The organism is Mycobacterium sp. (genome assembly GCF_049683355.1).
In the GTDB taxonomy this organism is placed as follows: Bacteria; Actinomycetota; Actinomycetes; order Mycobacteriales; family Mycobacteriaceae; genus Mycobacterium.
In genome coordinates, this window is record NZ_JBAUJB010000119.1 from 1 (window position 1) to 14,357 (window position 14,357).

Genomic DNA, 14,357 nt, shown 5'->3' on the forward strand with positions numbered 1-14,357 from the left:
CCGTGACCACTGAACCAGCTGGTCACGCTCCTCGTCGGTCAGCACCAGCTCTGCATTCGGCCGTCCACGCTTCGCCATACAACGAATTATGCTGCATCGCAACACTATTCGTGCTGCATCCGCGCCGTAGCCACAAGACACAATTAGATAACGGATTTCCGGCGGATGAACTAGGTCAACTGTCGGATGGCTCGGACGAAGCGCTTGTCTTGCTGCGCTCGCTGCTGCGCTCTTCGGCCCCTGACTCCTCGGCAGCCTTGCGCGTACTCGCGATGCCGTCGGCGCTGTCCTTGCGCGCGTCGGCGCGTGCGTCTCCGTCCTTCTCGACCTCGTCACTGCTCCGACTCGAACTGCTTTCAGCGGCGGGCTCCGACGGGGGGCTGTCGGTGTCCGGCTCGGCCGGCGTGGTCTCCGCCAAACTACTTGTCGCGCTGCTGAAGTTGACGACCTCGCTCGCGGCATCGCCAGCACTATTGTCCGCAGTTTCAGCGGTAGCTTCGCCGTCGGACGGGACCGTGGGCGTCGTCCAGCGCGGGACCGACTCGTCGACGAAGTCGACCAGCAGTGTGAGGAGCCCGTAGTTGAAGTTGCCGGTCTGTGGGTTGGCGCCGTTGGCCAGCAGCGAGAGAAATCGGTGGGCTGCGTCGGGGGAAAGACTCCCGAACCCTCGTAGTAGTCCCAGTCGACGAAACCGACTCATGTCTGTTCCTTCCGTAGCCGATCCGGCCTTTGGCAGGCTATGGTCGCCAACCTGCGTCGAGCAATCAGGGTCATCCCTTGCTGTCGCTGTGCAGGTCTCGCGACCGCCGAGCGCCCGCCTGGCAGAAGGGGAGTGGGGGGCAGGCAGGGACGACCCCCAGAGAGACCGGCCGTCGGGAGTCGGCCCAGTCATTGACACTCGCGTCCGGGTTGGCCGCTCGCAGAGTGGGGAGGTGGATTGCCTGTGACCTGGGATTCCACTCGGGACCTGACCGCCTAATTCGAGCGAGACGCGAGGGCAACATGATGGACACGATGCCGCGATTGGATCTCGCTGACAGTTCAATCTCGTTGATGAGGACAGATGCCAGCAAAACCGTTCCACCTCGGATGGTTCCAGACTTTCCAGGCCAATGAGTGGCAGACTCCGTACACGCTGTCGGAGGGGGTTCCGTTCACAGGGGACTTCTACGTTGAGCTGGCCCAGGCGCTCGAGCGGGCCTGCTTCGACTTCCTGATGCTGGAAGACACCGTCGGGATCCCGCGCGGTCTGGAAGGCACCACGACTCGCGCCCTGGAGAACGGAGACTCCTGTCCGAAACAGGATCCGGTGCCGCTGGCCGCGAAGGTCGGCGCGCTGACCCGGCAACTGGGCATCGTCGCGACCATGTCCACGACGTTCTACCACCCGTATGCGTTGGCGCGCCTGGCATCCACTATGGACTCGCTCACGAGTGGGCGCTTCGGCTGGAACGTGGTCACCAGCGCCAAGGACGAAGCGGCCCAGAACTACGGCCTCGAGGAGATGCCGGAGCACGATTTGCGCTATGAGATCGCCGACGAATTCGTCGAACTCGTGAACGCCCTGTGCGACAGCTGGGAACCGGGAGCGATCGTCCGCGATCGAGAGAAGGGGATCTACATCGATCCCAGCAAGGTTCATGACGTGGACTTCGTCGGCAAGCACTTCAAGTCGCGGGGTCCCCTGACATGCGTCCGCTCACCACAGGGGCGCCCCGTCTACCTGCAAGCCGGGGGGTCCCCCGCGGGGCGGGCGTTCGCCGCCAAGCACGCTGATGCGATCATCGCCTGGGCGACGGGAGTCGAGGGGATGAAGGAGTACCGAGCGGACATCCGCAAGCAGGCCAACGCCGCTGGGCGCGATCCTGATGACGTGAAGGTGATGTTCCTGTTCTCCCCGATCCTCGGCGAGACCGAGGCCGAGGCTCGAGCCAAGGTCAAGCCGATGAGCGAGGATGAGATCCCGGCACGTCTCAAGGCGTTGAGCTCGAACTTCTATGCCGACTTCACGAAGATGGACCTTGACGAGCCGGTACCTTACTTCGTCACGCGTGGCGAACAGGGATCACTCGCCGGGTTCGCCCAGTGGGGAACCGGCAAGACGCTGCGCCAATGCATGGAGGCCCGATCGGCAGGCGGCGCCAGCTCCTTCGAGGCCATCGGTACGCCGGACCAGGTCGCCGACATCATGGCGGCGGCGATGGAAGAGGTCGGCGGCGACGGATTCCTGTTCCCAGGGGACGGCGGCTCGCTGACGCGTCACAGGATCATCGAGATTTGCGACGGGCTGGTGCCGGCCCTGCAGGCGAGGGGTCTGACCCGGACGAGCTATTCACACTCCCTGCTGCGGGACAACCTGCGGGCGTTCTGAGCCCAGATCCACCGAAGGTGCTTTGCGCCACCGCGTCGTGCAGTTGCGCGTCCCCGTCCTCGGTACTGCGGGGTTCCTCAAGGCGAGGTGCCACCCGTGCGCTTTCGCCCGCCCCGAAGATCATTCTCTCGTTCGGAGAAAGCGATTGCGGCGCAGACGCTCCCATCGGATCAACGGGGGACGGGCGTTGCTCGACCTCAGAACGCCGGTCTGCCATCTGGGCGGTCAGCAGATTCCGGCGGTCACGGGTGGTCCGCGCGATGTACTGCAGTGCTTCGGGCACCGTGGCCGCGACTGCAATGCCGTCGTCTTGGGCGGACAGGGCTCGGCCGTGCTCGCAAGCCACAAGAGCCCAATCCACGTTTCGGTTTCGACACTGAGCACTGAAGCTCGCGAGTAGACGCTGAAAAGCCGCTTTGCTTCCGATGTCGACGTGCCTGGCGTCGATGATCAGCGGGCCATCCAGTGCGGCAAATCGGCATACGTGCCTCGACACGGGCTCGAGATTGGTCTCCCGCAGACTGCCTGAGACAGTGACGACTATGGCGATGCTTCGGGATTGTGCTCTCACATGCGCGCCGTCACACTCTACGACGAATCCGTCGGGCGAGCGGTGATTGCCAAGTGAAGTGAACATGAACGGTCCGTTCTGTTGCCGGATTCTGTTGGCGGAGTGCAACTCCTGCATCTCGCGCACTGTGGCGCCAGCCTGACGTCGGCTGGGTTTCTCGACTGGGGCAGGCGCGCGCCGAACTGTCCGGGTAGTTACGCCGGCCCCATGCTGGACCGCTGTGAAGTCGTCCACTCGGGGAACGTGAAGGATGACAGTCGTCGTTATGCCCGTTTCGCGCCGCGCCTACACCTCGCGGGCCCGCTGCTCAGCTCCGGAGGTGGTCGGCGTACCGGATCTGGTTGCCGCCCGCACGTTTCGCCTCGTACATCGCCGCGTCCGCAGCCTCGACAAGACGCTCGAGCAGGGCAGGCGGCTTCGGGCGGGTGGTTCCGAGAGCGCCGCAGGCCACCCCGAGACTCGCCGTCACGTCCCACGGCGTGGAGGCGATGCCCACGCGAATTCGCTCAGCGGTTTCGTGTGCCTCGCCGAGCGGTGAGATCTGCGCGACCAGGATTCCTCGCCGCCGACGCGCGCGATGACAGTGTCCTCGCGACACGCGTCGCGCAGGCTGTCGGCGACAGCTACCAGGATTCGATCACCGGTGGTGTGGCCCAAGGTGTCGTTGATCCGCTTGAAGTCGTCGAGATCGACCATGACCGCGGTGAAACAAGGCGCCCCTTCCCGCACGCCTTCAGCCAGCGACTCCTCTGCCGCCCGGTAGAACCCGCGGCGGTTGCTCAATCCGGTGAGGGCGTCGGTGGCCGACTTCGATGCGTCGATCGACAACCAGTGCGCGAGTACCTGCCCGGCCACCGGGACAGCCAGCATGCCGCCACACAGAATCAGGAGCTTTGACAGCGCCATCGCCGGGTCCCGGCCATCGCGATCCTCACCGCCGTCACCCCAGCTGTCATCAACGCGGTGGCCAGCGTCAGCACCAGGTAGGGAGCTGCGTGGAAGAACGCGACGTAACCGGCGAGACCGGCGAACGCGGCACATCCCACCATCGCAGTGCGGGGGTCGGCCTCGCTGAGCACGGCCGCCGCGATACACACGTTGCCGGCGACAGAGAACACCTGCGATTGCAGCCGTGTCGGCCAGCGCAGCAGGTACCCCAGGGCCACTGCAGCCAGAACCGTGATCACCAGCACCGCGACGGTGCGCTGCACGGGCCCGTGCGGCCCGGCGGTACTGATCATCGCCAGAGCGGTCGCGGACGCGATCGTCGCCAAGAGCACGAACAGCATGAAGCGGGTCACGATGAGCAGACCGAGAGCTCTGAGATAGCTTGTCAGCCAGTCATAGTGGTCGGGTTGTCGCCACCACAGACGTACACCGTGCACTGCCGTTCACCCCCCTGCCTGTTCACGCTCCGAAGACTGTGACGTTCGGGTGACTGCCTTCAGTTGAGTTGTGCCGAAACCGTGGTCAGCTCAGGCACGCAGGCAGCGTCGATGGATTTGCCGAAGTAGTAGCCCTGCCCGATATCGCAGCCCTTGTCGCGCAGCCAGGCCGCGGTCACGGCGTCCTCGATGCCTTCGGCGACGACCGTGCTGTCGAGGTCATGGGCGAGATCGATGACTGCCCGAACCACCGCTGCGGCGCGGTTGTCGGTGGTCACCGATGTGATGAAACGGTGGTCCATCTTGATCTCATCGATCGACAGGTCACGCAGATAGGACAGCGCTGAGTAGCCGCTGCCGAAGTCGTCGATCGCCACCCTTATTCCCTGCGCGCGGAGCTGCCGCAGCACCGCGGTCACCACGTTGAGCTCGGTCAGGACCATGTCCTCGGTGATCTCCACGGTCAGCAACTCGGGGGCCAACCCGCGTCGTTGCAGGGCAGTCCCGAGCGTCTCGGGGAGCCGGGGGTCGTGCAGATAGGGTGCGAACAGATTCACCGCGACGGGTATCGGTGCTCCGGCGGCCGCCCAACGTGCCGCATCGTCGAGGACCCTGTCGAGCACCAGATCGGTCACCGGTCGCATCAAACCGTGTTGACGTACCAGCGATATGAACGCGTCCGGACGCAACGTCCCCAACTCCGGATGTGGCCACCGCAGCAGCGCCTCGACTCCCACCACGCGCCCGGTGCGCAAGCTGAACTTCGGTTGGTACACCACGTCGAGCTTGCCGCTGTCGACCGCACGGCGCAGCTCACCGAGCAACCGCACCTTGGCCGCGCCCTCGGCGGCGGTGTGGCCGGCGTCGTTTCCGGCGCACTCCAGCGCCGCCGGGTCGGTGATGTTCATGTCCGCAGTGAAGGTGTGCACCCGCGACGAGCGGGACCGCTTCGCGGTGTACATCGCGACATCGGCGCGTTTGACCAGGGTGTCCGGTGCCAGATCCGGCTCGTCAGCGGGAGCCACCGCCACCCCGACGCTCGGCCGCATCAACAGGTTCTGCCCGTCGACGACAAACGGCTTGTTGAACGCTTCGATGACCTGCTGCGCGAGCAGATGTGAATCGTCCACCTCGCTTTCCAGAAGTACGGAGAACTCATCACCGCCGACCCGGGCCACCGTGTCACCGGGGCGCACACATTCGGAGATGCGCTGACCGGCGAGCACCAGCAAGCTGTCGGCGGTCGGATGGCCCAAGCTGTCGTTGACCAGCTTGAAATCGTCGAGATCCAGCGACACCACCGCGACCGAACGGTTGTCGCGCAACCTCAGCATCATCGCGTGCGCGAGCCGATCGTTGAACAACGTCTGATTGGCCAGCCCGGTCAGCGGATCCTTCAACGCCTGGTCGGCCACTGTCAACAGCAACCGCCGGTTCTCCCACGCCGTCACCGACTGCCGCACGCACACGGTGGCGATGATGAACGGCACGATGACCCGCTCCAGCCCCGTCATAACGATGGCAGGCCCGGCCGTGCCCGCCAACAGCAGGGGGACGTACGGCAGCCACAACGACGAATTGGACGGGACGGACACCGTCGTCGCAGTGGTGGGCGGTCGGGCCCTGTGACTGAGCTGTGCCGCACCGGCGATCATGACCAGGACTGCGATCCAGCCCATGTCGACGAGGGTTCCGGAAACGTAATGGTCGTTGGCGACCAGGTAGGCGAACGCGCTGTCGGTAATCAGCCCGAGTCCGAGTGCGAAGGCCAGTAGGTACAGCACCACCCGCTGGCGCGCGTCGGCGCGGACGAGGACCGCGATCGCGACCGAGACGGCCACCACGTCCGCCGCCGGGTAGACCAACGCGACACCGAGTGTGAGGCCGTCGTCGCGGTAGGTCTCGTAGACGTTGCTCAGCGCGAGGATCCATGCCAGCAGAAACAAACACAGTGCCACCGTCGCGCCGTCGAGCACGATTCGCAGTCGCGACTGGTGCCGCTCTGCGAATTGGGCCATCGCCACGGCGGCCAGCACCGGGAACAGGAGATAGAAGACGTCTGCGGGCGACGGGAACGGGCTGGTGTGCAGCACGTACTCGCTGAGCACCCAGATCAGGTCGCCGATCGCCCAGGCTCCCAGCGCGGCCGCCATCGTCGTCCAGGCCGCCCGGCTGCGGCCTCCCGCCGACCGGGCAGCCAGGAACGCGCAGAGGGTGGCATACGTAGAGAACGCGAGGGCGGCGAAATCGGAGACGACGGGGATCCATGCCGCACCGCCGCCGCCCACGAGCAGCACCGCCAGTACGACGGCCAGCCCGACGGGGGCGGCTATCGATGGCCTCACTCGAGGCGGACGTCGGCCAATGCCCACAGTTCCCATGCCTTACTGCTCAAGCACTGAGCGCTCTGGCAAATATATGCGCGACGGACGGTAGGAAGGAAATCCCGTTGCCTGCGAAATTTTTCCCTGGCCCGAGCTGGTGTGAGTCCCAACAGTCCTGACGGAAGTCCCGCGCTGGCGAACTCGCCGCCGAGGAGTCCGGCAGACAGGGGGCAGCCTGCGCTTCCATGACGAAGTGGCCGATTTGCGGGCCTTGGTCCCACATCGAGCGTAATTTGCGGCGCAGCACATTCTCGGGGTGGTGAAACGCCGAAGCTGCTGCGGACGGTCGCCGAAAGGATTCCTCATGGGCTACGCCAGGCACATCGGACGCGTCGGAGCGTTGGCGATAACGCTGGGGGTCGGGGTCGCGCTGGCATCACCGGGGGTCGCGTACGCCGAGCCGTCGAGCCCGTCGTCGCCGAGCGAGTCGTCATCGGCGAGCGCCTCCTCGTCGACGGATGGCGCTGCCCGTCCCGACAAACGATCGAGCGACAGGGCCGATCGCGGTGACTCGGAGGCGTCCGGCCAGAAGTCCACCACGGGCTCGGACGCTGACGACCGGGCAGCCGATGAGGACTCCACAGCTACCGTCGACGACGAGGCGGGCGGAGGAGACGGGTCCGATGAGGACGCGGTGAGCGATCGCCGGACCTCAAGCCGGTCAGCGGCCACCGAGGAGGACAGCCTCCCGGCGGATTCCGGCGAACCGGTGCAGGAGCAGGAGCAGGAGCAGGAACCGGTCGCCGCGCCAGCCGAACAAGCCGCCGAATCCGCCCCGGCGACGTCGAAACCGCGCGCGGTTGCCGCGGTCGTGCCCGCCGTCGCGGCAGAACCTGCGCCGGCGCCGGAGCCGACCCCCACAGTGGTGCAGCTGGCCTCCGCCGCGGCCTCACCGGCGCTGCAGCCGCTGGCCGAACCGGACCCCGAAGCGCCGCTTCACACCACGGCAGTGATGGCGGTGCTGGCCGCGGTACGCGATGAACTGGAACGCAACACTCTGCATCGCAGTACGAATCAGCTTGCTCCCCAAGCTGTTTCACTGTTCGCCGATCCTTCGCCCAACGTGCTGCTGATCGGCGTCGACGGAGCGAACCTGAGCCGGGTTCTCGATGATCCGACAAACTCGAACTTCTTCGTCCTGATCCAGGACGGCACCACGGCGGCGGCGAGCATCGCCGGGCACACCACCATCTCCAACCCCTCCTGGTCGTCGATCCTGACCGGCGCGTGGGGAGAGAAGACAGGGGTGATCAACAACATCTTCACCCCGTGGACCTACAACAACTGGCCGACCGTGTTCAACCAGCTCGAGACGCTCAACCCGGGCATCCAGACCACGGCCATCGCCAACTGGAACGTCATCTCCGCCATCGCCGCCGCCGGTTCCGCCCCCGCAGACACCGTCATCAACGTGTCCCAGGTCCCAGGGGACACCAACTGGTTGCTGACCGATGACGCGGTCGGCGATGCCACCGAGGCCGCGATCGCCGCCGCCGACGCGAACACCCCGAACTTCCTGTTCAGCTACTTCGTCGGGGTCGACGAGAACGGGCACCTCTACGGCGGGGCATCACCGCCGTACGCCGAGTCGCTCAACAATTTCGACCGGAACCTCGGCGAGATCCTGCAGGCGGTCAACGACTGGGAGGCGCTCACCGGCGAGCAGTGGACCGTGATCATGGTGACCGATCACGGTCACCAGCCGCAGAAAGGCCTTGGCCACGGCTTCCAATCACCGGATGAGGCATCGACTTTCGTCATCGTGGAGAACCCGGACATGTTCGCCGTCGGCGCCATCAACCTGCAGTACGAGATCATCGACGTCACCCCCACCGTGGTGACACTGTTCGGTGGCGTCCCAGCGCCCGACGCCGACGGTGTGTCGGTGACCGACCTCGGTGACAGCAACGTCGTTCCGGTCAACGACGACGACGCACTGCGGGGGGCGCTGCAGGACGCCATCAACATGTACGGCTACCCCGACATCGGCACCCAGATCGCGCTGGGCGTGCGCACCGTCTTCGCGTCGGTGCCGTACTTCGTCGACGAGATCACCATCGGCATCACTTCTGCGCTGCAGGGGATCACCGATCTGGAGATTTTCCTGATCAGCCCGCTGGCCGCGCTGGCGATCGTGCCGGTGCAGTTCATCGGCGATCTCGTCTACGTGGTGACGAACGTGGTGGCTCAGATCGTGGCCCGGCTGACCGGGGTGACCGGTGCGAGCATCTTCCCGCTGTGGCCGCCGGCCCCGCCCTCGTTCCCCTCGACACCGGAGGAGGCCACCATGCTGGATGCGCTCATGGTCTGCGGCTCACCGGCGTCGGCTCAGCCGGTGTGGTGCGGCGACGCCCTGTCCGCCTGAATCAGTACGGCGGCTTGGGCTGCATGGAGCCGATGTAGTACTTCTCCTGGCCGGTCGGGTACCCGCCGCCGTTGGTCGCGATGTGGACGTGGTCGAAATGGTTCAGGGTTTCCGAGCCGTAGTCGGCGGTCCAACTGGGGGCGCCGATGCCGGGGTAGTAGCCCTGCCGCCAGATCACGTGGAGCACCCCCCAGCGCCGGGCGTTGGCCAGCGCCAGCCCGGCGATCTGGTTGCCGAGCTCGATACCCTCTTCGGTGCCGTGGTTCGGGATCATCACGTCGATCGCCAAACCGTTGGGGTGCCACTTCAGCGGGTCCTGCCGGAACCCGCCGATGGTGGTGATCTCGGGAAACATCATGCTGATGGCCCGGGCCGCCCAGATGGTCTTGACCTGCAAGCCCGCCTCCGGAGTCACGCCGGCAGGTAACGCGAGGTCGAACACCCGGGCGTCGACCGGGGCGCTGGCCGCCATGAGTTCGGCCGCCGCGGGCGCGGCGGGGGACGGGCCCGGAGCCGGCTCAGGTTGTGGACTCGCCGCGGGCGCTGCCGAGTTCTCGGCGCAACACGCGGGGTCTGAGCCCTGGGCGGAGAACATCGCCGCCGAGACCACAAGGGAGGCGGCGATCGCCAACCATCGGCCTCGGCCGTTGGCTAACAGATTTCTGCCCACAGACAGCACCATAGAGTGTCGCGTGCGACGCGTGTGGCAATCGCGGTCATCTTTTTGCTGCAGGTCCCCGCCGATGCGTTCAGACCTGCGCGAACAACGCCTCAGTTGGGCAATCACCCGTGCTGGATGGCAGACCCACCATAGGGTTAGGCACGCCGTCCCCGAGGAGGCCCGCGACTCATGAGTGCATGGCTGGTCTCCGCGATTCCGTCCTGGCTGCTTCTGATCGGTCTGGTGGTTCTCGTCGCCGGCGGCGCGGTGCTGATCCAGCGAACCGTCCGCCGGCGGTTTCCGGCACTGGCGGCAGGGGACCACAACGACGTCACCAAGTTCACCTACGGCTTCATCGGATTCGTCTACGCGTTCTTCATCGGCTTTGTCGTCTCGTCGATGTGGAGTCAGATCAACGCCGCGGACGGCGCCGCCCGCGCAGAAGGCGCGGCCGCGGTACAGATGGCCAGGGACGCAACGGTGTTCGACACGGCGGACGCAGCGCGTGCCAGGGAGAGTCTGCTGGCATACGAACTGGCTGCCATCGCCGAGTGGTCCGCGGGTGACCATCGATCCGCCGATGCCGACGCCGCGCTCGCCGGTGTCTACACCGCCTACGGCCAGGTCGAGGCCGACACCGATCTGCACAAGGTCCTGCTCGCGAAGTCGCACGCCAACCTCGACACGATCAGTCAAGCTCGAACCGTGCGGATCCTGGCAGCCCGGGAGAACACCGGGCCGCCGTGGCAACTGTGGACCATCATCCTGCTGACCAGCGCGATGGTGCTCGGGACCGTCATCATCTACGGAGTCGAACGCCCCGGGCTGCACTACTCGATGGTGGCCATCGTCGGGATCATCGTGGCCGCCAACCTGTTTCTGGTGCTCGAGCTGGCTCACCCGTTCATCGGTGCGGTCGCGACATCGCCGGTACCACTGCACGAAGCGGTCCGGGTGCTGTCGGGACCGGGTACGTAGAACTCGAAACCGCCGTGCACCGCACCCCGGAAACCTAGGCTTCCCATCATGCCGATCGACCGTGCCGCGCTCGTCGCGGGCAGCATCCGCCTAGCCTCAGGGATCTCGTTTCTCGTCGACCCGCTGCGGGCGAATCGCCTCTGGGGCGACTCGCAGCAGCCGACGCCGTCAGGCCAGTTGCTGCTTCACTCGATGGGCTACCGCGACGCTCTGATCGGGGGGTTGCTCGCCACGGCGGCGCTACGGGGCAAGGACACCCGGGGTTGGTTCCTGGCCTCCGGCGGCGCCGATGCCGCCGACCTGCTCGGCGGCTCCCGGGTGCACGACGGCCTGACCCGCGGCCAACAGATCATCGGTCTGGGCGGCGCGGTCGTCGGAATCGGCGTCGGGCTGTGGGGCGCGACGCGGCGGCGTCCCACGCCGGCATCCGTCGCTGTCGAGGCCCGCTGAGCGCCGCTCCCGAAGCCGCTCCCGACGACGCCGTCGGCGGAGCTGCTGCGCTACGTTGGTACCCACTCACAGATCACAGTGACTGACGCGGAAAGCCCTCGAACCAGACCGTACTGACGCCGGGAGAAAACACCACATGAGCGCCGAGCAGCCGACCATCATCTACACGCTGACCGACGAGGCGCCGCTGCTTGCGACCTACGCCTTTCTGCCCATCATCCGGACCTTCGCCGACGCAGCCGGCATCGACGTCAAGACCACCGACATCTCCGTCGCAGCGCGCATCCTCGCCGAGTTCTCCGACTACCTGACCGAAGAGCAGCGGGTGCCGGACAACCTCGCCGAATTGGGCGAGATGACCCAGCTGCCGGATACCAACATCATCAAGCTGCCGAACATCAGCGCATCGGTGCCTCAGCTGCTGGCCGCCATCAAGGAGTTGAAGGCCAAGGGCTACGACCTGCCGGACTACCCCGGAGAGCCGAAGTCCGACGAGGAAAAGGTCATCAAGGAGCGTTACGCCAAGACCCTCGGCAGCGCGGTGAACCCGGTGTTGCGGGAAGGCAACTCGGACCGCCGGGCGCCCAAGGCTGTCAAGGAGTACGCCCGCAAGCACCCGCACAGCATGGGTGAATGGTCACAGGCGTCGCGCACCCACGTGGCCACCATGAAGCACGGCGACTTCTACCACGGCGAGAAGTCGATGACCCTGGACACGGCACGCAAGGTCAAGATGGTGCTGAAGACCAAGTCCGGCGAGACGATCGTGCTCAAGCCCGAGGTGTCGTTGGACGAGGGCGACGTCATCGACAGCATGTTCATGAGCAAGAAGGCGCTCTGCGAGTTCTACGAAGCGGAGATGGAAGACGCCTACAAGACCGGTGTGATGTTCTCGCTGCACGTCAAGGCGACGATGATGAAGGTCAGCCACCCCATCGTCTTCGGCCACGCGGTCAAGGTCTTCTACAAGGACGCGTTCGCCAAACACCAAAAGCTGTTCGACGAACTGGGCGTCAACGTCAACAACGGCCTGTCAGATCTGTACAGCAAGATCGAGTCACTGCCGGCGTCGCTGCACGAAGAGATCATCCGGGACCTGCACGCCTGCCACGAACACCGGCCTGAGCTGGCCATGGTGGATTCCGCCCGCGGCATCTCGAACTTCCACTCGCCCAGCGACGTGATCGTGGACGCCTCGATGCCCGCGATGATCAGGCTGGGCGGCAAGATGTACGGCGCCGATGGCCGGACCAAGGACACCAAGGCCGTCAACCCGGAGTCCACCTTCTCCCGGATCTACCAGGAGATCATCAACTTCTGTAAGACCCACGGCCAGTTCGACCCGACGACCATGGGCACCGTGCCCAACGTCGGCCTGATGGCTCAGAAGGCCGAAGAGTACGGCTCCCACGACAAGACGTTCGAGATTCCCGAGGAAGGCGTCGCCGACATCGTCGACATCCACACCGGCGAGGTGCTGCTGACCCAGAACGTCGAAGAGGGTGACATCTGGCGGATGCCGATCGTCAAGGACGCCCCCATCCGGGACTGGGTGAAGCTGGCCGTCACCCGCGCCCGGCTTTCGGGCATGCCGGTGGTGTTCTGGCTCGACACCGAGCGTCCACACGAGTCCGAGCTACGCAAGAAGGTCAAGGCCTATCTGAAAGACCACGACACCGAGGGCCTGACCATCCAGATCATGCCGCAGGTGTGGGCCATGCGGTACACGATCGAGCGGGTGATCCGCGGGCAGGACACCATCGCCGCGACTGGCAACATCCTGCGCGACTACCTCACCGACCTGTTCCCCATCCTGGAACTGGGCACCAGCGCCAAGATGCTGTCGATCGTGCCGTTGATGGCCGGCGGCGGCCTCTACGAGACCGGCGCCGGGGGCTCGGCGCCCAAGCACGTCCACCAGCTCCAGGAAGAGAACCACCTGCGGTGGGACTCTCTCGGTGAGTACCTCGCCCTGGGTGCCAGCCTGGAGGATCTCGGCAACAAGTTCGGCAACGAGAAGGCCACGCTGCTGGCCAAAACCCTCGATGCCGCGACCGGGAAGTTGCTGGACAACAACAAAGGGCCCTCGCGCAAGACCGGTGAGCTGGACAACCGTGGCAGCCAGTTCTACCTCGCCATGTACTGGGCGAAGGAGCTCGCCGAGCAGACCGAGGACAAGGAACTGGCCGACCATTTCGCGCCGCTGGCCAAGGCCCTCTCGGACAACGAGGACACCATCGTCGCCGAACTCAACGAGGCCCAGGGCAAGCCCGCCGACATCGGTGGCTACTACTACCCGGACCGCGAGAAGACCACGTCGGTGATGCGCCCGAGCAAGACCCTCAACGAGACTCTGACGACCTCCGGGGGCTGATCGCCGCCCGCCAGCAATCCCACGTTTGGGACACGTCGCCGAATTTTCTCTGTGACGCGCGTAACATCCGTCGAAGACTAGCCGATAGAGAGCAAATACCGGCAGTCGACGTCTGGGAGTAGCTATGCGTCTGGTACTTGGTGTCTCACTGACCGCATCGAGTGCGGTGTGGGTGCTCGTCGACACGGTCAACGGCAAGATACTGGCCGAAGAGGTGGTCAACCTCGACTCTGTGGACGAGATTGCCAGGGCCACCGCCCGCAGCGTGCAGGCGTTCGACATGCAAACCGAGCACGATGTCGAGGGCGTCCGGATGACCTGGAGCGACGATGCGCGCCAGCACGGCATCCGGCTCAGGACGAAGCTGCGGCTGTTCGGCTTCGCCATCGTGGAGAGCGTGTCCGAGGACGCCGCACGCGAAGGCCGGAACAAGACCGCCCGGCACCTCGCCCCACACCTCGCTCTGGCCTATGGAGCCGCCCGCGCAGACCTCCACGCCGACGAAGGCCGAGGCGTGCTGCGGCGACTCACCGGGCGAGTGCCCATCCGGGTGGCGGCCGCAGTGTGTGCGGTGGCGCTGGTCGGAGTGGGCTTGTCGGCGTTTGTCGCCATGTCGCCGTCCGACCCGCCCGCCAACACGGCCGCCGAAGCCACCCCGCCCCAACCCGAACTTCCGGTGAAGCCGATCCGGCCGGCACCACCGGCACCCGCGGCCACCCCACAGGCCGCCGCGCCGCAAGCCGTTTCTCCGACGGAGGTTCCGGCACCGTCCGCCGCGCCCGAGCCGGTGGCCGTGTGGCAGCCGGCCACCACCGAGG

12 protein-coding genes are annotated in these 14,357 nt (G+C 65.8%); 6 read left to right on the forward strand and 6 right to left on the reverse strand.

Annotated elements, in window-relative coordinates:
• Positions 1-175: 175 nt before the first annotated feature.
• Entirely contained in the window at positions 176-700 is a 525-nt protein-coding gene (locus tag WA944_RS07320) for a hypothetical protein (protein ID WP_526373220.1), read from the reverse strand.
• A 363-nt stretch (positions 701-1,063) separates the two neighbouring features.
• Between WA944_RS07320 and WA944_RS07325 the strand changes: the two genes are divergently transcribed.
• Positions 1,064-2,371: an NtaA/DmoA family FMN-dependent monooxygenase gene (locus WA944_RS07325; RefSeq protein ID WP_526373222.1), complete on the forward strand. Its 1,308-nt coding sequence runs from the start codon at positions 1,064-1,066 to the stop codon at positions 2,369-2,371.
• 878 nt (positions 2,372-3,249) lie between these two features.
• Here the strand turns inward: WA944_RS07325 and WA944_RS07330 are convergent.
• The 4 genes from WA944_RS07330 to WA944_RS07345 are packed head-to-tail and all read right to left on the reverse strand — an operon-like array spanning position 3,250 to position 6,708.
• Positions 3,250-3,411, reverse strand: a complete 162-nt coding sequence (locus WA944_RS07330) for a hypothetical protein (protein ID WP_526373224.1) — start codon at positions 3,409-3,411, stop codon at positions 3,250-3,252.
• Positions 3,408-3,848: a GGDEF domain-containing protein gene (locus tag WA944_RS07335; protein WP_526373226.1), complete on the reverse strand. Its 441-nt coding sequence runs from the start codon at positions 3,846-3,848 to the stop codon at positions 3,408-3,410. The genes WA944_RS07330 and WA944_RS07335 overlap by 4 nt, the downstream gene beginning before the upstream one ends.
• Complete coding sequence (locus WA944_RS07340) at positions 3,827-4,327, reverse strand: hypothetical protein (protein WP_526373227.1); 501 nt, start codon at positions 4,325-4,327, stop codon at positions 3,827-3,829. Before WA944_RS07340 ends, WA944_RS07335 begins: the two co-directional genes overlap by 22 nt.
• 59 nt (positions 4,328-4,386) lie before the next feature.
• On the reverse strand, positions 4,387-6,708 hold the full coding sequence (locus tag WA944_RS07345; RefSeq protein WP_526373229.1) for a putative bifunctional diguanylate cyclase/phosphodiesterase: 2,322 nt from the start codon (positions 6,706-6,708) through the stop codon (positions 4,387-4,389).
• 307 nt (positions 6,709-7,015) lie between these two features.
• Here WA944_RS07345 and WA944_RS07350 point away from each other — a divergent pair, with 307 nt between their 5' ends.
• Positions 7,016-9,076 (forward strand): alkaline phosphatase family protein, encoded by a 2,061-nt coding sequence (locus tag WA944_RS07350; protein WP_526373230.1) that lies wholly within the window; start codon positions 7,016-7,018, stop codon positions 9,074-9,076.
• A 1-nt stretch (position 9,077) separates the two neighbouring features.
• On the opposite strand, the gene WA944_RS07355 is transcribed toward WA944_RS07350, so the two are convergent.
• Positions 9,078-9,758 (reverse strand): VldE C-terminal domain-containing protein, encoded by a 681-nt coding sequence (locus WA944_RS07355; RefSeq protein ID WP_526373232.1) that lies wholly within the window; start codon positions 9,756-9,758, stop codon positions 9,078-9,080.
• Between the two features lie 168 nt (positions 9,759-9,926).
• On the opposite strand from WA944_RS07355, the gene WA944_RS07360 reads away from it, so the two are divergent.
• The 4 genes from WA944_RS07360 to WA944_RS07375 form a co-directional block, all read left to right on the forward strand.
• Complete coding sequence (locus WA944_RS07360; protein WP_526373234.1) at positions 9,927-10,715, forward strand: bestrophin-like domain; 789 nt, start codon at positions 9,927-9,929, stop codon at positions 10,713-10,715.
• Positions 10,716-10,763: 48 nt separating this feature from the next.
• Complete coding sequence (locus tag WA944_RS07365; protein ID WP_526373236.1) at positions 10,764-11,165, forward strand: DUF4267 domain-containing protein; 402 nt, start codon at positions 10,764-10,766, stop codon at positions 11,163-11,165.
• Between the two features lie 136 nt (positions 11,166-11,301).
• Positions 11,302-13,539: an NADP-dependent isocitrate dehydrogenase gene (locus WA944_RS07370; RefSeq protein WP_526373238.1), complete on the forward strand. Its 2,238-nt coding sequence runs from the start codon at positions 11,302-11,304 to the stop codon at positions 13,537-13,539.
• 124 nt (positions 13,540-13,663) lie between these two features.
• Positions 13,664-14,357 (forward strand): DUF7159 family protein (locus WA944_RS07375; RefSeq protein ID WP_526646666.1); only part of this gene is annotated, 694 nt, incomplete at its 3' end.

Coding starts and splice junctions, on each gene's coding strand:
- WA944_RS07355 (WP_526373232.1), bottom strand. CDS start 9,758: ATGGTGCTGTCTGTGGGCAGAAATCTGTTAGCCAACGGCCGAGGCCGA.
- WA944_RS07365 (WP_526373236.1), top strand. CDS start 10,764: ATGCCGATCGACCGTGCCGCGCTCGTCGCGGGCAGCATCCGCCTAGCC.
- WA944_RS07370 (WP_526373238.1), top strand. CDS start 11,302: ATGAGCGCCGAGCAGCCGACCATCATCTACACGCTGACCGACGAGGCG.
- WA944_RS07360 (WP_526373234.1), top strand. CDS start 9,927: ATGAGTGCATGGCTGGTCTCCGCGATTCCGTCCTGGCTGCTTCTGATC.
- WA944_RS07325 (WP_526373222.1), top strand. CDS start 1,064: ATGCCAGCAAAACCGTTCCACCTCGGATGGTTCCAGACTTTCCAGGCC.
- WA944_RS07320 (WP_526373220.1), bottom strand. CDS start 700: ATGAGTCGGTTTCGTCGACTGGGACTACTACGAGGGTTCGGGAGTCTT.
- WA944_RS07345 (WP_526373229.1), bottom strand. CDS start 6,708: ATGGGAACTGTGGGCATTGGCCGACGTCCGCCTCGAGTGAGGCCATCG.
- WA944_RS07350 (WP_526373230.1), top strand. CDS start 7,016: ATGGGCTACGCCAGGCACATCGGACGCGTCGGAGCGTTGGCGATAACG.
- WA944_RS07335 (WP_526373226.1), bottom strand. CDS start 3,848: ATGGCGCTGTCAAAGCTCCTGATTCTGTGTGGCGGCATGCTGGCTGTC.